The following is a 20,776-nucleotide window of genomic DNA, read 5'->3' as shown; positions in this document are numbered from 1 at the left end:
ATCGGAATAAGGACCTATGACGGATGAAGCGCCTGCTCAAAATCTACATGGAAAAACCGGAATTGGCGGCGCTCGTGCTTCTGGTGTTGCTCGTCATCCTGTTCCAGGTGCAATCCGGTGGCGTATTTCTAAGCGCCAATAATCTGCGCGGTATATTGGGTATCTTGCCAGAGATCGGATTGATGGTGATCGGCGTCACAATCCTCATGATCTGCGGTGAATTCGACCTGTCGGTCGGATCGGTCTTTGCGTTGATGCCCATGGTCATGGCCGTTCTGATGGCGGATGGCACGCCGTTCATTCTTGCCTTTGGCGCAGGCATCGCGGCCTGCGCAGCCATCGGCTTTGTCAACGGGTTCCTGACCATCAACTACAATATCCCAAGCTTCATCACGACGCTTGGCATGCTCTTTATCGCCCGCTCGCTGACCATCGTGATTTCGGGCGGGTTTCCCCCGCTCCTGCCCAACGACCTGCCAAACTGGCTGTTCACTGTCTTTGTCGGCCCGGGCGACTTGTTCCGCATGTCCTTCGTCTGGTTTGTCGTGATCGCGGTGCTGGCATCACTGATGATGAGCCGCACGAATTTCGGCAACTGGATCCGCGCAACGGGCGGGTTTCTCCCGGCGGCTCAGGCGATGGGCATTCCGACCGCACGGGTCAAGATCGCCTGTTTCATGCTGTGTTCGATGCTGGCGGGATTTGCCGGAATGATCCAGGTGCTACGCCTCGGCTCCCCCTTGCCGTCCATCGGCGAAGGGTGGGAGCTTCAGGCCGTCGCCGCGGCGGTCATCGGGGGCACCGCGCTCTCCGGTGGAATCGGTGCCGTTCTTGGTGGTGTCATAGGTGCTATCCTGATCCGCGTCATCGACAACGGTCTGGTGCTCTCTCAGGTCGACGCGAACTGGTTCAAATTCGCAATCGGGTTTTTGACCATCTTCGCCGTGGTTGTGAACAGCTGGCTCGCCAAGCGCGCCAAGGCCATCAAGGTGGAGACCTGAGATGTCGCACCCCATCATCTCGGTCCGCAACCTGCACAAATGGTACTCGGGCGTGCATGCCTTGAAAGGCGTCTCTCTCGACATCTATCCAAATGAGACCGTTGGCTTGATCGGAGACAACGGCGCAGGCAAGTCGACATTGATCAACATCCTATCCGGTGTGCAACTGGCCAGCGAAGGCGAGATTCACCTCGATGGAAAGCCGGTCCGGATACGCAGCCCGCGTGACGCCATGGATCTGGGGATCGAGACGATCTACCAATATAACTCGATGGTTCCGACAATGAGCATTGCGCGCAATATGTTCATCGGGCGCGAACCCCTCAAATTCCGGCTGTTCGGTCTCGGCGTCATGGATCACAAGCAAATGGCCGCGGAGAGCACTGACGCCATCGCAGGCGCCGGGCTTCATCTGCGGTCGCCTGATGCCTTGGTGGGTGAATTGTCAGGCGGCCAACGCCAGGGGGTCGCCATCGCGCGCGCCATGCATTTCAAGTCCAGGGTCATGATCCTAGACGAGCCGACCAACCATCTGGCCGTGAAAGAAACCAAGAAAGTCATCGATTTTGTTCGAAGTCTGAAGGATTTGAACATCACCGGCATCTTTATCAGCCACAACATTCATCATGTGTTTGAGTGCTGCGACAGGATTGTTGCCATGGCGCGTGGTGAAGTCGTGTTGGACAAACGGGCTGAGGATACGAGCATGGACGAGATACTCGACGTTTTGTGAGGAGAGTGGAATGGCAAGTCTTTCAGGGAAGACGGTGCTGCTGACCGGTGGCTTGGGAACGCTGGGGCGCGCGCAGGCGACGAAGCTGGCGGGGGAGGGGGCGCGGGTCATCGTGCTGGATCGCCCCGAGAGCGACGACGCCGACAGCCGTGCCGCGGCGCTTGGCGATGGTGTTACCTTTTTCGGATGCGATTTGAATGACTTGGCCGGTGCCGAGACGGCGGTTGAGGGACTAGCCCGTGACGTTGGGGGTGTCGACATCCTGATCAACAATGCGGCGCTTATCATCAACAAGCCGCACCAAGACTTCACACTCACGGAATACGAAGATCAGATCCGGGTAAACTCCTCGGCTGCCTTTGCTTTGACGCGCGTCTGCGCGGCAGAGATGAAAGCGCGGGGATACGGGAAAGTGGTGAACTTCACGTCCGTTACCCTGACCGGGCAATGGGACGGCTATGTTCCTTATGTCACCTCCAAAGGGGCGATGCTGGGTCTGACAAAATCCATGGCGCGCGAATTGGGGCCGCACGGGATCAACGTCAATGCCGTCTCTCCCGGTGCGATTGTCTCCGAGGCGGAAGAGCGCGTGTTTGGCGACCGCCTGCTGGAGTACAATGACTGGGTGCTGAACCGACAATGTCTGAAGTCCCGGATCATGCCGGAGAACGTGGCTGACCTTGTGCATTTCCTAGTCTCGCCCGCGTCCGACATGATTACCGGTCAGAACTATCTCATCGACGGCGGATGGTAGCTATGGTGCGCCTGAGGTCGGGCGCCGCCCGGCTGGAGCTTGCGCCCGCCTTCGGGGGCGGCATCGCGCGGCTGGATGTGGACGGGCGGCCTGTGCTCCGTCCGTGGCAGGGGGACGCCGATAACCCGTTCTCGCTGGCCAGCAACATTCTTGTCCCTTTCTCCAACCGCATATCGCAAGGCGGTTTTGAGTGGGGTGCAAGCCGCTATGCTCTGGAGCCAAACCTGCCAGGCGAAGCCTGCCCCATCCACGGTGATGGCTTTCAACGCAGGTGGATGTCGGAGCACTCCGACACCACCGCCCGAATGACGCTGCCCGACGGGTCCATCGGCCCTTGGCGCTACAAGGCGGTGCAAGACTTCAGCCTCACCGATACGCATCTGACGATCCAACTGCGCGTGACCAACACAGGGGCCGACGCGCTGCCCTTCGGCTGCGGTTTCCACCCATGGTTCCCCCGCGATGGCGCGACGCGTCTGCGATTTGAGGCCGAGACAGTATGGATGGAGGACATGTCTTATCTGCCGACCGAGGAACGGGATCTCTCAGACGCCCCCGAGTGGAGTTTTCGCAAAGCCCGCCCCTTGCCGACAACGTGGATCAACAACGGCTACACCGGCTGGAAAGGTCGGGCCGTGATCGAACAAGGCGAGCGCGCAGTATCCTGCACTGTTTCGGCCTCCGAAGACCTTACAACAGCGCTCGTTTTCTCGCCGGATGCGCAGTCGGATTTCTTCTGCTTCGAACCTGTTTCCCACCCCGTGGACGCGTTTCACTTGCCCGGAATGCCGGGCCTGCAAACCCTCGAAAACGGCGAGGCGCTGCATGCGTCCATGACCGTCGACTGGACTGCCGCATAGTCCCGTTGCCAAACTGCGAAGGCCCTCAGGGCCTCATATGGGCTCCCGAGGTCAACAGCTGATCCGTGGTCACGATCCGAGACGGGGCGGTGTCAACAGCGTGTGATGTCTGCGAGACGAATGACCCGGTCGGATACGGGGCCGTGGCCGACGGCAAAGATCTTGGCCCTGCATAAGCAATCACAGCCAGGCGACGACGGTACGATCGGCGGCGCGGGCGTGGCCTGAGCAGTCTTACGTGCAGCGTGCCTTCAAAACTTCCACGGCCCGGTCAAATACGGCGGTGTCCTCTTCGGCACGGGCGGCCAGATGCGCCCCTTCCAGGAGCGCCAAGGTAGACCGCGCTTCGTGTTCGGGCTGCGTGACACCGGCAATTGACTGATCGTTCTGTCCAAGCTCAAACACGGCGGTGATCCACTTGATCATCATAACGCGGAAGTCGTTGATCTTGCCGGTCACATCGTCGGACAGGCTTTCCCGGCTGGCCGTCAGGGACACGCACAGGCAGAGCGTCTTTCCACCCCCAAGGGCGTCACGATAGAGGTTGATCAACCCGAGTATACGCCCACCTGCGGTGTCATGCTCTGCGGCAATCGCCTGGCAAAGCTCTTCGATAGTGCTGTGGTAGCGGTCCATCAATGCGGCCGACAAAATGGCCTTGGTCGGGAAGTGATAATGGATAGAGGCTTTGCGGATACCGACGGCCTCAGCCAGATCCGCATAGCTGAAGCCATCGAACCCGCGTGCGCGCGCCGCGTGTTCGGCAAAGTCCAGCAGGGCCGTTTTGGTATCCACAGTCATCGTCGCTCATACCCTTTCCATCGTCAGCGTGGCATGCACCTCTTCGGCGGCTTCAAGTGCGCCTTCGAGGTAACCTCCGAACTGAGCCGCTGTTTCTGTGCCTCCGAAGATCAGGCGATTGTCCCAGATGTTTCGAAGCGCCTGCGGGCGACCGTATTGCGGATGGGTGTATAAGGGCTGTTGATCCAATTCGATAGAGGTGAACGGGTCAAAGGCCCAGTCTTTGACAAAAAGATGTCGCGGTGTGGCCGCCTGTGCACCAAAGAGGCGGATGAGTTGCGCGATGATGGCCTGCTTGAGAGCCTGCTCATCCCGGCGCGCCGCAGGTGGAACACCGATAAAGCCAAAAAGCGCGGCAGGGCCAGTTGCGACCGGAGAGGCATCGTGGATCTCGACCATGGGGCCATGGCGGCTCATCGCGTCGCCTGACAGGCCCGCTTCGCGCCAGAAAGCGGTGTTGTAGACCGCGACAGCCTTGGCCTGTCCGGCCATCCATGTGGCGGTGCTTTGCAGGGTGGTTGTCGCGCTCTCTGGAAGCGCGGGAGCAAAGACCAACTCAGAGGCGACACGCGGCGGCAGGGCCAGCACCGCTTTATGGGCGCGGAACGTCTGACCAGATCGGCAGGCAACCTCAACGCCACTGTCGACTTTCCTGATCTCCGTGACAGGATGCGAAAGCCGCAGCCTGTCCTTGGGAAGCATCGCGGCCAGAGCGTCCACCAGCGCGCCCAGGCCGCCGACCATGCGATAGGACCCTTGCATGGATGCAAAGCCGCGTCCGCGTTCCACGCGTCCGTTCTCATCTTCAAAACTCAGGATGCCCTCTGCATATTGATCAAATCGGGACAGGCCCAGCCATGCCGTCAGCGCCTCAATCCGGGGTTGGCCGGGCCAGAACCAGGCCGGACCCAGGTCATATCGACCCGTGCCCACAGTCTCCGTCAGGATCCGCCCGCCGAAACGGTCGCGCCCCTCCAGCAGGATAAAGTCCCGCCCATGCTCCGCCAGCAGAGAGGCCAGGCGCAGCCCGGATAAACCGCCGCCGATGATGAGACTGTCGGTGTCCATGTTCAGAACCCCTCCGATGCCGGGCGCAGGTCAATCTCATGGCACCAGGCTGAGGGCGGCTGATGAGCGATCTGCCAATAGGCCTCCGCGATGTCCTCGGGTTTCATCATCTTGGCCGGGTCAAGCGTGTGCACATCGCGGGAGCGCGCCGTGTCGATGATCCCGTCAAGGATAACGTGGGCGACATGAACGCCCGCAGGCTGGTACTCCCGCGCCAGCGACTGGGTTAAACCGCGCAATGCGAACTTGGCGGAGGCAAAAGCGGAAAAGCGGGCACCGCCGCGCAGGGATGCGGTGGCACCGGAGACGATCAGCGCACCACCGCCGCCTCGCACCATGGGCTGCATCACGGATTGCGCCAGGATGATCAGCGTCTGCACCATGGAGGTCCAGGTGCGCTGATAATCGGCCAATGTGGTTTCCGTGAAGGGGGCAATGACAAGCTCGGCGGTGTTGTGCACCACGATCTTTGGCGGCCCATGTGCGGCAATCAGATCGGCAATTGTGCCTGATGTCGCGTCAGCGTCCGAGAGGTCGAGCGTGTGAAACGCGCCGACGGTGTGATCCGGCTTGGTCCGTCCAAGGCCCACCGCCGTCATCCCGCCCGCCTGCAGGCGCGCCAAAAGGGACTGGCCAAGGCCAGCCCCCGCGCCGGCGACAAGCGCCAAAGGTTTCTTTGCGGTCATGGGTTACACCGCAGGCGCTTTGGCGAAGGGCAGATGACCCGCCTTCATCCAGACCTTGGCGCCACTCTTGCCCGCAACAGCCGCCAGGTTTTCCCCATCGGGCAGGCGCAGCCAGGCGTTTTTCTCCAGCACATCCGACCCTGCGGTGACCTCACCATCAATGATCAGGATTTCGATGCCACCTTTTGCATCGGAAGTCAGCGTCGCGCCAGCATCGACGTGGCTGTAAGTCACGGTTTCGCGGTCATCTTCATGCAGAGTCGCTGTTGCCACGCCATCGACGGGCGATGCCAGCTCGTCCGCCATGGTCTTGCGGAATTGGTTGCGGTCGTCCATGTCGAACTGCCAAAGCTTCACAAAGATCGTACAGCCTTCATCCGAGCCGGGGGTGTGCTCGCTCGTCGGGGGGTTGCGGACATAGGTTCCGGCTGGGAAGTCGCCATGTTCGTCCTGAAACACACCGTCCAGCACGATGAACTCCTCACCACCTGTGTGCGTGTGCGCGGAGAACTTGCTGCCGGGGGCGTAGCGCACGATGGTTGTGGCCCGGGCCACTTCGCCGCCGATCCGGTCGAGCATGCGCCGGTCGACGCCTTTGATGGGTGAGGCCTGCCACTCAAGCTGTTCTGAGTGAACGACGACGCGGGAAGAAAAGTCTGAATTGAGTTCCATGAGTTTGGTCCTGTTCCACTTGAGTGGCAGTTGAGGGGTTAGGCTGCGATGGACGGGCGGGCCGCCACTTTGGCGCGCCAGGCCTGGAGGTTTTCGAGGGTCGCGGGGATCTCGACCTTGGCAAAATCCGCAAAGGCGAGACCTGCGAAAGCTGTAATGTCGGCGACCGAGAATTCATCGCCTGCTAGATAAGCAGTATCGGCCAGCACAGCATCAAGATACGCCATAGTGCGCGCAGCAACGTGCTTTTGCTTATGGCCCCATTCGGCACATTGGTCGGTTTCCAGGTCGGGGCCGAGGCCGGGTGTCGCGTGATGAAAGTAGGCACTCACCGCGTTCAACAGGCCGTTTTCTGCGCGCAGGTTCATCATCGCGATGCGGGCGCGGTCCTTGGCGGTTTTACCTGTCAGCGAGGGGCCATCGAATTCCGCATCGATGTACTCCGTGATGGCGTTGCATTGCGCGATGTAGGAGCCATCCTCCAGTTCAAGGCAGGGCACCACGGCATCGGGGTTTTTGGCTTTGAATTCGGCGGAGCGGTGTTCGCCGTTCATCACGTCAACCGGTACAAATTCGACCCAGTCGGTTGCACCCTTTTCAGCGAGCGCAATGCGTACGCGAGCCGGGTTCGGAAAGCCTTCGACGTCATAGATTTTCATGTGAGTATCGTCCCAGATAATTTTGATTGATGATGACTACCTATCAGTAGGTCGATATCCCGTCAAGTATCACTTTGGGTCAATTTGAGATGGATCACCTCCTGGTGAGTGCAGGAGCGGTGCGTGCAGTGTTGAAGGGCACCGTTGCCGTGCTCTTGCTCGTGATCGGCATGACCTCTGAAGTGCAGCGTGCCCGTGGATATGCTTATTCCAAAAACACTCAGCATCCGTTTCAGCAACCATTCAGCACTCGTTACAGCAAGCCCGACGTTGCGGTATGGGCCGTCCCTGCTGGTGCAAATCTGTCTAACAAGCGCATATGCTGCGACCGATCTAACGGCGGTAGTGAGCCCTCACCGTAAATTCGATTTTCTCGCCGCGCGCGCTCGCAGCATCGATTTTGCCGCGTGCGCATCGTCTCAAGCTCGGCAATGCGGCGTAAAGAGCGGCCGTTCGTGTCTGACGCAGCGAGATTTCGTCAGGTAATGATGGTCACGCGGGACCTATGTCAGTGCCCGAATTTCAGCGGGTAGCTCAAAGCGACGGAAGCGGCGGCCTCGATCACTCTGAGGATACTTGAATTTCCAATGCTGCTGATGCCACAGGTGGCACTAAAACGGGGGATGCAAAAGTGAGTTCTGAAACTCCTAGCATGTGCATCCGCGCTTGCAACCAGGCCTGAACCTCGACGGTGTCAACGCGCAGAACATTGCGAGGATGTTGGCTGGACAAGAGTATATTGCCTGTCTCGAAACACACCCGGCTTGCCGTTGTTCCGGAAACGACGCCCATTAGAACCCAGCGGCCATAGCCTGCCGGCGACTCTTCGGCCCACTTGAAAATGCCGGCACCACTATCGCCGGCACAAAGACCTTTGTCATCGTCCTGCAAATTTGCGTATTGGGTTCCAAGGCATATTCCGTCTTGAATTCGTCCGGCACACGCATCCAGCGAGCGGAGCGAATAGGCCATCAGCGCTGTCTTTAGCCCATAGCCACCAAAGATGTTTCGCCCAAAACTATAAACTACAAAGCCGTTCGTCCCTATGTCGGGCACTCGCCACATGCGCTCTGCGGTGCCTGCCTTTGCGAGAGGGGCAAAGGCCTGATCGAGGTCCTTTGGCGCTCTCCCTTTCTGTTTGAGAGCCTCCTTGGCGCTCGTCACCGCCCCCTCCGCCAGCGTAATCAGAGCAAGGTCCGGCCCCTCTCGCAGCTGGCCGGGGGCCGCGCAGGTCCCATTTGCAAAAATGCAGACGCCATCGGGCGCAACGGGCAGTGCCGCCCAGTCAGTGTTGATCCCGATGGACAGCGTGACCCGTGCATTACGCGCATCACGGTCCAGGAACTTCTCCAGACAATGCGCAGCAGTCAGCACATGTCGCTGCGATATCAACGTACCGGTACACAAGACCCCATAGCCTTCAGCACGCAGAAGAACCGCGAAAAAGGCACAATGAGTGCGCGCGTCCCAAGTGTCAGCACCGCAGCGCCGCGATGTTGAATCGTTTTCTACTAACCCGCCCTCATCTAGGAGATAAACAGCTTTTGGCTTGATGCCGGACGGCGGGGCAATCAGCGGGGCGAGCGCCTCTTGCATCTTTATGACCCGATCGGGTGGCTCAACGATGCCACCCCCAGGCGTTACCGCATCGCCATTCCCAGCACCCCGCCAGTAATAGATCTGCCCGTCAACGGTTTGAACCCGGATCAGGTCGCCATCGCTGAAACTCTTGGACACCTGCTTGAACTCGTCGATCACTCTTGGAGGCAGGGGCGCGAGGTCGTCGGCGGGCTTGAAGGGTTCATCACCACGGATAGTCCCAAGCGCGTGTTTCTCGATCACTCTTGCCTGGTCTGGGACCGGGGCAAGCGCTTCCTCGGTTAAGGTCGGATTCGGTAGATCCGCGCTTTGCGCCAAAGCTCCACCGGCCAGGCACAGAAGCACGCCCGCCATAGCATTTTTCATCTGCTGCACCGGATCATGCTCCCATTTTCGACAGATCAACCATCCCGTACCCGTGCTCGCGCTTACGCTTGGGGTCGTCCTCAATTGCCTCAAGGTCTATCCCGGGCTCGGCGAGCGCGATCAGCGCAGTGCGAAGGTCGGGCCCGGAAAGCAGCTCGTCCGATTGAGCGGCCAGAAGCGCCAGAACACCGGCTACCTGAGCTGCCGCAGCAGATGTACCGCCAAAGCCAACCTGCTGCCCAGCGTGGGTCATCCCCGTGTTGCTACCAGAAAACCCACCCGGTCCGGGCAAATCACTGGTAGTCACAGGCACGGTATGTGCCCCCAGCGCGTTTTCGAGACCCGTAAAACCATAGCGGTGACAACGGGTTGCCGGTTGTCCATCGCGATCTGACGGTGCCAGAACACATAAACCGGGGCCATACTGACTATACTCGGAACGCCGGTAGCCGGAATGTGTCACCTCTGCAGCCTTCTGTGCCGGGGCATCCTGCGTGATGTCTTTGTGATAGCTGGCCCCGACCACAACGATGCCGGTACCGGCAAACGCATCCAGCGCGTCAGCATCCACCGTCTGCGCCTCTTGCCCGTCGCGAAAGGCCCTGCGCGCGTTTCGTCCCTGTACGCGAAGTTCCTGCCCCGAACTGTCGAACTGCTGCAAAAAGCTTTCGAATGGCTGCTCTAACACGGAGGAAGAGGTACCTCGGTTGAATTGTTTCATCATTTCAACCAGTTGCTGCAGCACCAGCGAACGGCCATCTTCATCTCCCAAAAGACCGAGCAAGGGTTCGTAGTCCTCGAACGCGCCAGGATAGGCAAGGCCCTCTCCCCCTCGATTGCCCGCGGGGATCACGACAGGTACTGCGTTCTGAACCAGAAGGATTGCCAAAGCGAAAGGGTCACATATTTGGCGCGCACCGCGACGCGCTTGGTCGAGCAGTGCTTCGATCCTGCCCTCATTGCGCGCTTTTTGAAGCTCGTTTGCTGTTATGTACTGATTGCGCGCCACATCCGGGCGCGGGAAGTCGAGCGAAAGCACAACTGCGGCCATCCTCTGCGCCAGCGAGCCCGAGTCACAGACTGCCGCAAAAGCAGGGCGATGGCCATTCAATCCCAAAGCAAGCAGCGCAACACCAAGATCGAAGCGATCATCATGGCTGTCTCGCGCCAGATTGGCGCAGCGCACGGGTGTCAACTTGGCTTTGGGCGCAACACCCAGCCGTCGACCTTGCTCTGTTTCTCCGACAATCAGACCCGCCATCGCCGTCCCATGGCCAATCCCCTTGGATCCCATGCACCAGGGGTCATTCAAGGGAAGCGGATAGTCGAGATTGACAAACTCACCGCTAATCGCCTCAGCAATCGCGCTATGATCCACCTTGACTGCCGTATCAAAGAGCGCAACGACAGTACCGGCACCGCTATGTTCTTCACTGAGGTGATCCACCCCCAACGACACAAGATTCCACGGCAGCCCCTCGCCGTCGGGATCGCGGTCTTCTGGCGGCTCTAGCGCAGAGCCCGGGACGCGCCCTGTTGCGGCGCAGATTGTGTCTAGGGCAGGGTTCATTTCGGCAACCGCTTCTACGAAGGGCTCATCCATGACCAACCTCAAGATCGGAAACGCAGCCTGCGCTATCAGTTTGCCCGCCTCGCTGTCCGACGAATAGTGCACCCCGGCGTACTCCCGGTTGACGCTGATCCGCTCTGCCACGTCAAACAAGCGACCAACCAGGGACGAGTCCTCATACACCTCTGCCAGAGCATGCGCGATCAAATGGGTCTGCACAGCGTGCGCGCTTGGATATGACGAATGTGTGGGCACGTCGATAATAGGATCGACCCGTGGATCGAAAGCGCTGGGTCGAGGACGCCCAAAGAGATGTTTGAAATGATACCCGATCACATATCCTGCGGCACTCATGAGAGACACAAGTTTCAGCACAGAACCCGGTGGCCCCGCATAGTCGCTGATCTGGTCTAGGAACGGACCTGCAATATCATCCACTTCAGCGAGTATTTCCGCGCGCCGCGCCGCGCGTTCTTTCGAGTTCTGCTTACGTAGAAGCTCTTCGACTTCAGCTTTGGAAAGTTCGCCATGCTCATCCGGCGTTTCCAAAAAATATGGTGCCTCGACCTTGGCGCACCTCAGCAGATCATGAATTGTCGGCAATACGTCAACGACCCGTTGCCGAAAGAACTCAATATCTTCTTCGAACATCAGATCGAGCTGGTCCTGCATGATGCCGCCAGCCTGGGCGCGTCCACGACCCCTGCCTCGCCCTCTGCCCCGTCCGCGTCCTCTGCCGCGTCCACGTCCACGCCCGCGTCCGCGCCCGGTTCCCGTGGTGACATTCGCAACAAATAGGTTTTCCGGGAAGCCGCCTGAAGGTCCGAAACACTCGGCCAGAGGCCCGGCGACATGCCGATCATCTTGTTCAGCAGGATATGTTTCCGCCGCGAAGGTGAACTTGGCGGTTTGTTCTCCGGTAGTTCTCATCAGGTGCCTTGACGTTGGCCAGAAGTACAAATCTGCCAGGGCCAGCTGCCCGTGCTCGACCGTGTTGGTACAGTTCACGAGTTCGGGCATGGCAACGTCCACGGCATTTTCGATGATGGCGCGAAGCGTCTGGATTAGCGGGTCACCGCCGGGTGGCGGCATACACTCGGCCGCATGGGCAACCCCGCTCAGTGATGCCACAGGCACAAAAGCGGCTGTTGTACTCAAGAAACGACGACGTGACATGGACCAAGATGTAGACATAGCTATTCCCTTCCCTGGAATTGATTTATTTTAATAAAATTAGTGGGTTGAACGAAAACCGCGCAGGGCCTCACCGATAAGCTCCCGGCTTGCTTCGCTTGGGACCGGATATCGCGGGTTGCGAATTTCTTCTCCGCAGAAGCGCGGGTCAAGCGCTCTGATTTGGGCGATCATCTCGTGCGCATCGCGTTCTCGGTCCAATGCGCACAAACTTACGACGCTATGGCGCATCACGCCCAGAAAACCCGGCAAGCGCGATAATACAGACTGAGAAAGATCGACGGCCGCTTTGTGATTCCCAGCCAAAGTCGCTGAGATCGCCATCGAAGACAGATACAAAGGACGATAGGCGCTAAAATAGCCCAGTTTCGCGGCCCGCTGACTGAACTCGCAAGCCTTTTCAACCTGACCCCGGTAAATTGCATTCATCGCAGCGAAATCCCATGCCTGTGGCAAGGATGGCGCGAGCCTGCATGCGAGACCCGTCAGTTCCTCTCCGGTCTCGAATTCTCGCAGGGCAAAGCCGAACACATGCCCGGTCATCGCCAGAACCAGAGCGTTTTGCGGATCAAGTGTTACCGCGATCCGCGCCCTTTCACGTGCTGCACGCAGATCAGCGGTCCGGTGACCGTCTTCTCCTAGAGTATTGGCGATCGAAAGTGCATAACAGGCGTTCGCCAGTGCCGAATGCGACAGCCCCTCATGAGACGACAGGTAAGATCGTACTGAGCGTTGTCCATCCCGGGACATGCTGAAGAGTTGGTGCAAGACACCGATCATGCTTTGCGGCGCGGAGGCTCCGTTCGGGATTGCGCCTTCCTTGCGGCGGAGCACCGCCATGAGTGCGGCATCGACAACCTGATTTGCCAATTCCGTTAACTTCGTAAGAGATGGCAAGGCACCTTCACGACAGTCAACGGTTTCGGCGTGGCTCCAATAGAGGCGCCGCCGGGCAACTTCGACAAGCTTTGCGGTCAGCAGCGCATCGCGGCCTGCCTTGGTAAGGGTCACTTCGATCATCAGCCATGGGTGCGCTGCTGCCTCGTTTTCACGCTCAGCAAAAAGGTCGCGGCTGACATCCCGCAGATCAATAAGCTCGACCACCTCATAGGCGCTCAGATGCGCGATAATGTCATTCAACGCGCGTTCTGCCAGAAGATGCGAATGTGGATCATCTGCAAAAACTTTGGGCGGCGCGATCGCTATGCCGGTGCGCTGCGGTACCGGCAAGCGGCCAGCAGCAACAGCCTGTGCGGGATGTATCGCAGCCCTCTGCCTTTGGACATCTAGCCAGCAGTCAAATTCGGTCCCGATCTTGCCCGGCGCGTCATCAAAAAATGCGGTTCCGCCTGCGGGGTCGCGCAGCTCAATACTGCGGGCAAACCAAAGGAAGCTGCGGTTAGAGCCTATGATCCCCGCATCTGGTCCCAGATCCCGCCGCAGTGCGCTCAGGGCGGTGCGCAGGCTGCCCGCTCCTTGCAAGGGGGGCGAGCGCGGCCAGAACATCTGACGCAAGCGATCCCGGCTGCATTTCTGTTGTGGTGCGGTGGCCAGAACGGCCAGTATTGCACTGTTCCGACTGCTTCCAATTGCAATCTCTCGTCCAGCCACTGTCAGCTTGAAACTGCCGTTCAGCGACAAAATCACATCTTCATCTGAACTCATTTCTCCCCCCGGAGTGAAAGCGCATGTCTGGAAAAGGGAAACTAAAAATTCATACAACTTTAACGCAAGCCAGCCTATCCGCAAAGGTTTACGACGCGCTGAGACGCCGAACATCGTGTTTCAGAACTGCAAGCCCATCATTGTCGCCATGCGGGCAGACCATGTGGCCGTTGAAAAACCCAGTACCGCAAATTGAGCCTTGGTCAGGGCCTCTGCCGTCCGGGGCCCCAGGGACAAGTCTTGCGCGACGCCGAGTTGGCCTTGAAGGCGGCGCACTCTTTCCCCGTAAGAGCCTTGTCGAAGACAGATCAGACCATCAGCGGGCGTGGTTGCGCTGATTGCCGCAAGCTCATGCGCCGTCGTTAACAGGAGCTGGTAACTTCGACCCCGCGTCGCCCCGGATAGCTGTGCGGCACCACGGAACTGCTTCCATTCATCACTTCCCTCCGCAGAGCTGTCATCGAACGCCTGAGACCCGCGCACCGTCAGACACCCCAAAGACGAAAAGCTGTCTTTGATGAAAGCCGGATGGATGTTGTCGCGAGGATCTGTCAGATCCCAGATGTCCTGCGTGCCATAGGCAAGATCGTTCCGTGTGCGCAGTACAAGCGCATCTGATGCATCGGCAGGCTCTGGCCCGCGCCCCAGCCGCAAAACGTGGTGCAGGACCAAGACCTGCCCTTTTCGCTTTGAGTAGTGGTTGCCCACACAATAGCCGTAAAGCCCCGTCGGCAGCATGTTGCATCGTCGCCCTCCGTTGGCGTAGGCAGCCATGCCTGTACGCCTGGGTACCGTCGATCCCTCATAGACAGACAGACGATCACGGGAGATGTCGAAAACGCCGACCAGACAGCGATACGTCTCGTGATCCGGACGCACAGCCGTAAGCGAAACAGAGGTCTGATCCTCAGCCGAACGCGCACCATCGGCAAGAGCGGCGCCGCGCAGCGCCAGAATGAGCAACCCGTGATCAAAACTGTTCAGCGGGTAGTCACCAAGCTCTGCATGACGGCGGATCAGATCCCCTGTAAGCTCAAATGAACCGGTGGCATATGCGGGCGGCAGATGCCAGGTGTCCGGCACATTGGCCGGATCTTTTGGCCAGTAGGCATCCGAGGGAGAGAAACGCAAGCTGTGCCCTTTTGGCAGAACCACCTCAGGTGGTTCTCCAGTTTCCGGCTCTGCGAGCATTGCGTCGAACTGCGCATCTCTTATCTCTTCATCGGTGGTAGCCACGGTTGAATTTACCTTACTCATCGTTAATCCCTTTCCTTTGCGGCCTCGCCACTCAATTCTACTGCCCAAGCACGACCTCTTCGATCCACGTCATCTCCTTGCTGACACTAGTGTAAACACCCGGCGCTCCGGCGCGCGCGCAGCCGAAACCCCAGCTGACCACACCTGACAAGATCGGTGCATCTGAGGTCGCAACCGGGTTCGTGCGGTCGTCGAAGAAGATCGGCCCCCCGCTATCGCCGCTGCACGCATCTACAGCGCCGGTCGAATAGCCCGCGCAGAACTGGCTGGGCGCAACGCTCCCGCCGACCTGACTATAAGCTTCCTGACAAGCGGCGCGTGGATACAAAGGCACGTCCGCAACCATCAGATTCTCAGACACACGGCCCCCTTCGGACGTGCGGCCCCAGCCGGTGACCCGTTGGCGGGACAGGTCGCGGTTGACAATCGGCATCATGTGACGTGCAGGCAGCTGGATTGAACGCGGAATGAAATCGCTTTGTTCGTCCGGAGCCTTAATGCCTTCGATCTTAAGGAGCGCGATATCATGCGCCATCGTATTGGGGTCGTAGTCAGGATGGACGATCACCTGCCCGATTGTCACGATATGACGGTTAATCGCCGCAACATCAAAGGTACCGGCGATGAGCGTCAATTGCTCGGGCCCGGTCGTGTTGGTCTTGGTGTCCTTGTTGTTTTTATCGCGCAGGCAATGGGCAGCGGTGATCACCCAGTCTGGTTCATCGTTCCCGGCGTCCCACCCTTGCACAACATCGCCGCTGTTCCGCGTGCCGATCCGGGGCTTAATGAATGATCCAGCGCAAAGACCGCCTCTGGGCGCTCCGTTACCCGGCTCAATCCGCATCGAGGCAACAAAGTTGCTGCTGGCCACATCAAGGTTCAACCCACCCCCGATAACGCGGGGATCAGAGCGGGCGGCCGCCCCCGGATCAAGCGAGGTTGCGCCCTCCTGTCTGATGGAACGTTCAACTGATCTGGACTGGGTCAGCGTGTCCACTGCGGCCCTCAGGTCTGTGGCTTGCGCAAATGTTGGCGTGACGAGCAGCGCACTCGCGCAGAGCGTTGATGCCAGGTATGCCTTTGATAATACGTTATGAAACATGGTTTTTCCTATATCTTTCTGGTCTATTAATCAGTTGAAATTTCAGCCGCTGAGGTGACGAACTGCGCAGCGAGCTTATCTGCGGGATCAGCCAAGCGGGGGCTCCCCGCCACCTTTGTAATCCAGTTGATGACCTCTGCGTCTGCGACGCGCACGTTGATGCCGCCTTGACCGCATCCAGCGATGCCCCCCGCCCCGCGCGATACGATTGACACAAGCAGATCGGCAGTTTCTCCTTCTGCTCGAACGTAGGCGCCGGCACCGGAATCTGCGTAGCAACTGTCGCGTCCATCCGGTCCGTAGAGCACCATTTCCGTGTCGGGGTCACATTTCGCAGCAGCATCGCATTGCGCGACATTCAGAGCAGCTACGCGTTTTTGACCGCCGGTGGCATTGAACTCATTGGCTCCGAACCCCGCCTGGGCGACGCTCGCAATCGGCGACAAGGCCGTTGGCGTCACGATCTTCGCGGCCGGGATACCTGCCATTTCCGTACCAATCGCGACGGACAAGGGTTTTTTAAGCCGGATCAGAGCCAGATCACGCCGGCGCTGCGGATTTGCTTTGAAATCCGAGCAAAAGCCATCTGCATCCTGCCCGTCAAAGAACTGCGGAACTCCCGAGAGTTGCGCCGAGGCCGTGAAGGGAGGTGGAAACGGCAAGCCCACTGTCGGTGTCTGCGGGCCGAAGGATGCCGTCAGAGGCGGCACCCGGCAAAAACAATGCCCGGCCGTCAGAACCCAATCCTCTGCGATCAGATTGCCGGTACAGATTGTGCGGCCAAACCTGTGCAGCGATAGCACCTGCAGGAAGCACCCGCGCAGGCCCTCGTCACAAGCCATCATTGGCCTCAGATCCAGGGGCGGCACCGCTTTCTTCTGCGCCTTCAGCTTGTCGTCTTCGAGCTCCGGCAACTTGTAAAGGGTTTCGGCTCCGGGGGGCGACGGAGGCGGCACTCGTATCACAATGATAGGGCCCGGCGGATCGCCATGCCGGATTTCATTGGTACCGGGCGCGCGGCTCTGAGCAGTTGCGCTTTTGATGCCCAGTTCACGCAACTGCAACTCTTCAACACCGAGGTCGTGAAGCTGCAGCTGATTTTCCAACGAAGGATCACTGTCGCGTGGGTCTATCCTGATCGGAGGCACAGAGAGTTCTGAGCCCCAGCCGGGCGTCAAAGAGCCGAGCGCGGAAGAACCGTTGCCGAAGCCACCATTCCCGAAAGATCCGCTACCGAATGACCCGCTGCCAAAAGACCCGCCAGGGAATGTCTGCGCCGCCAAAGGCAGCGCAGAAGCCAGAAGAAGGGCAACCCAGGGCCGCATCACTCTTCTCCCTTTAGCTTGGTCAAGAGAGCTTCGCGCAGGTCGCTCTGGTTCTTCTCGAAGGCCTTGGTCAGGGCGGTAAGCGCCACAGACGGGTCCTCGGCCTCTGTGATCAGCGCCACCATGTTACTGCCCCGTGCCGCGTTCGTGCTGCTGGAAAGCCGGGTAACAGCGCCGCCGTCGTAGTAATGACCGATCTTGAGCCGTCCCAGATCGAAGCGGTACAGTTCCGCCTTTTCCTGGTCCGGGGTTGGCGTGCCATCATCGCCCGCGGAAGCACCGAGCGACAGCGCAACCGTGACCGATTTCATGCCGGAGCCGGCCCGTATCGCGGAAGTTTCCGCATAGCTGATGTGGTTTAGTGTTAGAATCCGCCGGTTCGGCACGCTGCTCGCATCCATCAAGAACTCAGCGTAGAACGCAGGGAAATCCGCCAGCCCCAACGCTTTGGCCGCCGACCTGGTCAGTTTCTTTGTCGGTTGGCTGCCCTTGGGGGTGACCTCTGTTGTTTCGGCGAGGGTGTCGACCGCTTCGCCCAGCGCACCGCGATAGATGACCAGACAGCCGTCGCCATTTGTCGAGAACGTGCCGTCACCCGAAATGACCTGTTCCGGCCCGATAAATACGCCCGATGCCACCGACTGGCCGGTGCGCGCGGTTTTCTCACGCTCAAGCGCCTCGCCAACGATCTCGATGGCGAAGTCTGCCGCTGTCGCAGCGACGACCCCCCCAATTGTCCTGGGCTCGAATTTCTCTTCCGTGGTTTGCCGCGGTGAAGCCGGGTCAATGCGCTTCAGGTCACCTACGTCGCTTGGACAGGCACTGAGATGTCTGATCACACCAGCGACCCGGTGCCCGGCTGTGTCAGACGTCGTCAGACCCAGCGAATCCCGGCTGTCAGTCGGAGCACAGGCTCCGAGAACCGCCAAACTTGCAGCCATACTTATTAAATTTTTTGCAAACACTTTGTTTCCTCCGTGCGAATGTGCCCGAAGGTCTGCCAGACCAATCACTTTCGAGGCACCAGTGCGACGTTGAGGCGTTTCATTTTTGACGATGGATTCACGGTAGACGCGTTGTTCGAATTGTTCGAAACGTAAACCAAGGCATTTGCGCGTTTAGGCAATAGGATATGGTAAGCTGCAATTTCGCCTTTAGCTGTGAACTCACAACCAAGCTTGAGAAACCCGCGCAAGCCATCTTCGCTTTTCTCCAGTTTCTTTTAGCCCCGCAACAATCCGACAAGCGGTCATGACAAACTTAAGCAGATTTGTGGCGCTAGAGCGGACAACACCCACTATCGCAAACCAGGACACGCAGAGCGTCATCACCGTCCTGATCAAGCAAGCCCGCAAACGGTCCAAGGAGCTCTACCGCTCGCTGACGTGGGATCGTGGCTCAGAAAGGACGCACCATCTGACCTTCTCCATGGCCACCAGGATCGGCGCCCATTTCTGCGATCCTCACTCGCCGTGGCAACGCGGCCGCAACAAAAACACCAATCGCCTCCTGCACCAGTGCTTTCCAAGAGGCCTCGACATATCAACTGACAGCCAAGCTCAGCGCCGTTGCGAGGCAACTCAACGAGCGGTCACGAGAGACCTTGCAATGGGAAACACCGGCAGGAAAGTTTGCCCAGTGTGGTGACGCCATCCGTCGAAGCCACAGAGACAAAGCAGACGTGAGCACTTTCATCATCGCTAACGCAGCATACCTTTGCCCTTGCGGCACCAATACTTCGATTGTGCAGCATATGTCGCCACAGCGGTCGTTCAAATCGCGATCAACGACGCTGACCCAACCCGCACTTTCGCAGCGTGACTCGTCGATACGAAAAGCGTGGGACCTTCTTGCTGTTCAAAAAACACGGGTGAATGTCCGCTGACGCGCGATACCTTTCAGGACAGAACCTTCATTCCATTCGGCGTCTCGATCTGAGCCAATATCGATTTTGGCCCTTTGCTGATCGTAATGCAGGTTCGATCAATTCTGTTTCCGATCAAGACTTCAATGGTCTCCGCGTCCGGATGGCTGATGGAAAGTGACTGTATGCGGCAACCCAGGTCCGGCATTCGGGACGCCGGATGTGGTCCAGAAGGCCATTCGATCAGCGCCGGAAATGCCCCGTCCACAGGCATGGAGCCATCTTTCGGCACAGAGATGAGCCAACTCAGATCGCCACGCGTAATCGGTGTTGCTTCACCACTATCCGGATGTGCCGTGGAAAGCGCGGCCGGGATATCATCTGTCCCAAGCACCCAGGTCGCGAGCACAGGAGGGCCGTCAAACCGATCAAGGTCAAACCATCGTGGGCGATCCGGCGCAGCCGCCTGCTGATCGACGGCGATAAGTTCGAGAAATGTCGACTCTCCCAGTGACAGAAGCCGGTTGTGGGTTCCCATGGCAGGATGTGCACCGCCCTGAGGCATGTCGATCCCCAGCATTTGCCGAATGTGATCGGCTCCTTCATCTAGTGTGCGCGCAACAACCGTGATGTGATCGAGCTTGAGGTCGAGCTTCATGATCATGGGCACCCCTATCGGAGAGTTTCAAAGTTGCCGCAGACGCCGACCGACTGGCCTGAAACCGAACGGGCCGCCGGGGAGGCAAGGAACCATGCAAGTTCAGCGATCCCCTGCGGGTCGATCACACGCTGCATCGAAACATTGGCGACCTCAGCCGCGCGGGCCCTTTCGAGGGAGATATCCATGACCTTCGCTTTTGCTGTCAAAACCGCATACATGCGCGGACCGGTCACCGAACCTGGAAGGGTCGCATTCACAGATATGCCATGCGGTCCCAGGTCCATCGCAAGAGTTTCCTTGAGGCCGATGACGCCCAACTTCGCTGCCGTGTAGGGACTTCGCATCGGCAAACCGAGGCGACCGGTGGCGGATGACATCAAGATCACGGCCCCCCTGCCTTGCGCCTTCAAATGAGGGATGGTGGATTTTAGCCGCGTGTATTGCCCCGTCAGGTTCACTGCGTTGGCGCGAGACCGGTCGTCTGGGTTGATATCCTCAAGGTTCGCCGTCGGGCCAGCGGTTCCCGCGTTGGCAAAAACAGCAGTAGTCCACTTTAGACGCGAAGCGGCATCCTTCACAAAGCCGTCCATTGCCTCTGCGTCAGGAGAATCACAGACCGTGGCGAGATCGAATTCGGCAGAGACAACCACGACGGCTTCCTCAATTGCGTCACAGATCGCGACCGCCGCGCCGTTGGCAGCAAAATGGCGGGCGATGGAAAGGCGGTTCCCACTTGCGCCTGCCGATATGATCAATCGCTGTTTCAAGACCGTTCGAATCCAAGAAGGTCGCGCGTTTCTTCCGGAGACATGACTGCGCCGCCGAGCGTGTCGATGATGTCGGCAGCCTGTGTGACCAGTTGTTCGTTTTGCGTAAGGACACCGCATTTGAGATAGAGGTTGTCTTCTAGACCGACACGGACATGCCCCGCCAAGCAAG

The 20,776-nt window shown here is 59.0% G+C and carries 19 protein-coding genes and 1 pseudogene; 5 read left to right on the top strand and 15 right to left on the bottom strand.

The window, feature by feature from the left end; genetic code table 11:
- The first annotated feature begins 23 nt into the window (after positions 1-23).
- Genes So717_RS00645 through So717_RS00630 form a run of 4 tightly spaced genes read left to right on the top strand, consistent with a single transcriptional unit; the run spans position 24 to position 3,348 of the window.
- Positions 24-1,001 (top strand): ABC transporter permease, encoded by a 978-nt coding sequence (locus So717_RS00645; RefSeq protein WP_159974287.1) that lies wholly within the window; start codon positions 24-26, stop codon positions 999-1,001.
- A 1-nt stretch (position 1,002) separates the two neighbouring features.
- Entirely contained in the window at positions 1,003-1,734 is a 732-nt protein-coding gene (locus So717_RS00640; protein WP_159974286.1) for an ATP-binding cassette domain-containing protein, read from the top strand.
- Between the two features lie 10 nt (positions 1,735-1,744).
- The gene (locus So717_RS00635) at positions 1,745-2,488 is read left to right on the top strand and encodes an SDR family oxidoreductase (RefSeq protein WP_159974285.1); all 744 of its coding nucleotides are present in this window, start codon (positions 1,745-1,747) and stop codon (positions 2,486-2,488) included.
- Between the two features lie 2 nt (positions 2,489-2,490).
- Positions 2,491-3,348, top strand: coding sequence for an aldose 1-epimerase (locus So717_RS00630; RefSeq protein WP_159974284.1), 858 nt, complete (start codon positions 2,491-2,493; stop codon positions 3,346-3,348).
- A 234-nt stretch (positions 3,349-3,582) separates the two neighbouring features.
- Here So717_RS00630 and So717_RS00625 read toward each other — a convergent pair whose 3' ends face one another.
- From So717_RS00625 to So717_RS00570, 12 genes are all read right to left on the bottom strand, one after another.
- Positions 3,583-4,149: a TetR/AcrR family transcriptional regulator gene (locus So717_RS00625; RefSeq protein WP_159974283.1), complete on the bottom strand. Its 567-nt coding sequence runs from the start codon at positions 4,147-4,149 to the stop codon at positions 3,583-3,585.
- A 6-nt stretch (positions 4,150-4,155) separates the two neighbouring features.
- Positions 4,156-5,217, bottom strand: a complete 1,062-nt coding sequence (locus So717_RS00620) for a flavin monoamine oxidase family protein (protein ID WP_159974282.1) — start codon at positions 5,215-5,217, stop codon at positions 4,156-4,158.
- Positions 5,218-5,219: 2 nt separating this feature from the next.
- Positions 5,220-5,903, bottom strand: coding sequence for an SDR family NAD(P)-dependent oxidoreductase (locus So717_RS00615; protein ID WP_159974281.1), 684 nt, complete (start codon positions 5,901-5,903; stop codon positions 5,220-5,222).
- A 3-nt stretch (positions 5,904-5,906) separates the two neighbouring features.
- Positions 5,907-6,575, bottom strand: a complete 669-nt coding sequence (locus So717_RS00610; RefSeq protein WP_159974280.1) for a cupin domain-containing protein — start codon at positions 6,573-6,575, stop codon at positions 5,907-5,909.
- 38 nt (positions 6,576-6,613) lie between these two features.
- A complete protein-coding gene (locus So717_RS00605) occupies positions 6,614-7,234 on the bottom strand; it encodes a glutathione S-transferase family protein (RefSeq protein WP_159974279.1) in 621 nt (206 codons plus the stop codon).
- Positions 7,235-7,795: 561 nt separating this feature from the next.
- Positions 7,796-9,199: a trypsin-like serine protease gene (locus So717_RS00600; protein ID WP_238840644.1), complete on the bottom strand. Its 1,404-nt coding sequence runs from the start codon at positions 9,197-9,199 to the stop codon at positions 7,796-7,798.
- Between the two features lie 13 nt (positions 9,200-9,212).
- On the bottom strand, positions 9,213-11,441 hold the full coding sequence (locus tag So717_RS00595) for a S8 family serine peptidase (RefSeq protein WP_159974277.1): 2,229 nt from the start codon (positions 11,439-11,441) through the stop codon (positions 9,213-9,215).
- 561 nt (positions 11,442-12,002) lie between these two features.
- Positions 12,003-13,742 (bottom strand): AfsR/SARP family transcriptional regulator, encoded by a 1,740-nt coding sequence (locus tag So717_RS00590; RefSeq protein ID WP_159974276.1) that lies wholly within the window; start codon positions 13,740-13,742, stop codon positions 12,003-12,005.
- Positions 13,743-13,748: 6 nt separating this feature from the next.
- Positions 13,749-14,885 carry a hypothetical protein gene (locus So717_RS00585; protein ID WP_159974275.1) on the bottom strand — a complete coding sequence of 379 codons (1,137 nt, stop codon included), beginning with the start codon at positions 14,883-14,885 and terminating at the stop codon, positions 13,749-13,751.
- 37 nt (positions 14,886-14,922) lie between these two features.
- Positions 14,923-15,882 carry a serine protease gene (locus tag So717_RS00580; protein ID WP_238840575.1) on the bottom strand — a complete coding sequence of 320 codons (960 nt, stop codon included), beginning with the start codon at positions 15,880-15,882 and terminating at the stop codon, positions 14,923-14,925.
- A 131-nt stretch (positions 15,883-16,013) separates the two neighbouring features.
- Positions 16,014-17,270 (bottom strand): trypsin-like serine protease, encoded by a 1,257-nt coding sequence (locus So717_RS00575; protein WP_159974273.1) that lies wholly within the window; start codon positions 17,268-17,270, stop codon positions 16,014-16,016.
- A gap of 41 nt (positions 17,271-17,311) precedes the next feature.
- Positions 17,312-18,253 carry a hypothetical protein gene (locus tag So717_RS00570; protein WP_159974272.1) on the bottom strand — a complete coding sequence of 314 codons (942 nt, stop codon included), beginning with the start codon at positions 18,251-18,253 and terminating at the stop codon, positions 17,312-17,314.
- A gap of 322 nt (positions 18,254-18,575) precedes the next feature.
- On the opposite strand from So717_RS00570, the pseudogene So717_RS22145 reads away from it, so the two are divergent.
- Positions 18,576-18,951, top strand: a pseudogene (locus So717_RS22145) (IS30 family transposase); the annotation flags it as partial.
- Between the two features lie 259 nt (positions 18,952-19,210).
- Here the strand turns inward: So717_RS22145 and So717_RS00565 are convergent.
- From So717_RS00565 to So717_RS00555, 3 genes are read right to left on the bottom strand one after another with little or no spacing between them, the layout of a single operon-like run.
- A complete protein-coding gene (locus So717_RS00565; RefSeq protein ID WP_159974271.1) occupies positions 19,211-19,840 on the bottom strand; it encodes a VOC family protein in 630 nt (209 codons plus the stop codon).
- A gap of 8 nt (positions 19,841-19,848) precedes the next feature.
- Positions 19,849-20,604 (bottom strand): SDR family oxidoreductase, encoded by a 756-nt coding sequence (locus So717_RS00560; RefSeq protein WP_159974270.1) that lies wholly within the window; start codon positions 20,602-20,604, stop codon positions 19,849-19,851.
- Positions 20,601-20,771 carry a 3-keto-5-aminohexanoate cleavage protein gene (locus tag So717_RS00555; RefSeq protein WP_438810625.1) on the bottom strand — a complete coding sequence of 57 codons (171 nt, stop codon included), beginning with the start codon at positions 20,769-20,771 and terminating at the stop codon, positions 20,601-20,603. Before So717_RS00555 ends, So717_RS00560 begins: the two co-directional genes overlap by 4 nt.
- Positions 20,772-20,776 lie beyond the last annotated feature (5 nt).

The organism is Roseobacter cerasinus (assembly GCF_009811755.1).
Taxonomy (GTDB): domain Bacteria; phylum Pseudomonadota; class Alphaproteobacteria; order Rhodobacterales; family Rhodobacteraceae; genus Roseobacter; species Roseobacter cerasinus.
This window is presented reverse-complemented; position numbering and strand designations above follow the sequence as displayed.

Bases quoted from the DNA above. Each gene is read 5' to 3' on its own strand.
- So717_RS00625 (WP_159974283.1), bottom strand. From the start codon at position 4,149: ATGACTGTGGATACCAAAACGGCCCTGCTGGACTTTGCCGAACACGCG.
- So717_RS00635 (WP_159974285.1), top strand. From the start codon at position 1,745: ATGGCAAGTCTTTCAGGGAAGACGGTGCTGCTGACCGGTGGCTTGGGA.
- So717_RS00620 (WP_159974282.1), bottom strand. From the start codon at position 5,217: ATGGACACCGACAGTCTCATCATCGGCGGCGGTTTATCCGGGCTGCGC.
- So717_RS00600 (WP_238840644.1), bottom strand. From the start codon at position 9,199: ATGAAAAATGCTATGGCGGGCGTGCTTCTGTGCCTGGCCGGTGGAGCT.
- So717_RS00605 (WP_159974279.1), bottom strand. From the start codon at position 7,234: ATGAAAATCTATGACGTCGAAGGCTTTCCGAACCCGGCTCGCGTACGC.
- So717_RS00645 (WP_159974287.1), top strand. From the start codon at position 24: ATGAAGCGCCTGCTCAAAATCTACATGGAAAAACCGGAATTGGCGGCG.
- So717_RS00610 (WP_159974280.1), bottom strand. From the start codon at position 6,575: ATGGAACTCAATTCAGACTTTTCTTCCCGCGTCGTCGTTCACTCAGAA.
- So717_RS00595 (WP_159974277.1), bottom strand. From the start codon at position 11,441: ATGCAGGACCAGCTCGATCTGATGTTCGAAGAAGATATTGAGTTCTTT.
- So717_RS00630 (WP_159974284.1), top strand. From the start codon at position 2,491: ATGGTGCGCCTGAGGTCGGGCGCCGCCCGGCTGGAGCTTGCGCCCGCC.
- So717_RS00590 (WP_159974276.1), bottom strand. From the start codon at position 13,742: ATGTTCGGCGTCTCAGCGCGTCGTAAACCTTTGCGGATAGGCTGGCTT.
- So717_RS00640 (WP_159974286.1), top strand. From the start codon at position 1,003: ATGTCGCACCCCATCATCTCGGTCCGCAACCTGCACAAATGGTACTCG.
- So717_RS00585 (WP_159974275.1), bottom strand. From the start codon at position 14,885: ATGAGTAAGGTAAATTCAACCGTGGCTACCACCGATGAAGAGATAAGA.
- So717_RS00565 (WP_159974271.1), bottom strand. From the start codon at position 19,840: ATGATCATGAAGCTCGACCTCAAGCTCGATCACATCACGGTTGTTGCG.
- So717_RS00570 (WP_159974272.1), bottom strand. From the start codon at position 18,253: ATGGCTGCAAGTTTGGCGGTTCTCGGAGCCTGTGCTCCGACTGACAGC.
- So717_RS00615 (WP_159974281.1), bottom strand. From the start codon at position 5,903: ATGACCGCAAAGAAACCTTTGGCGCTTGTCGCCGGCGCGGGGGCTGGC.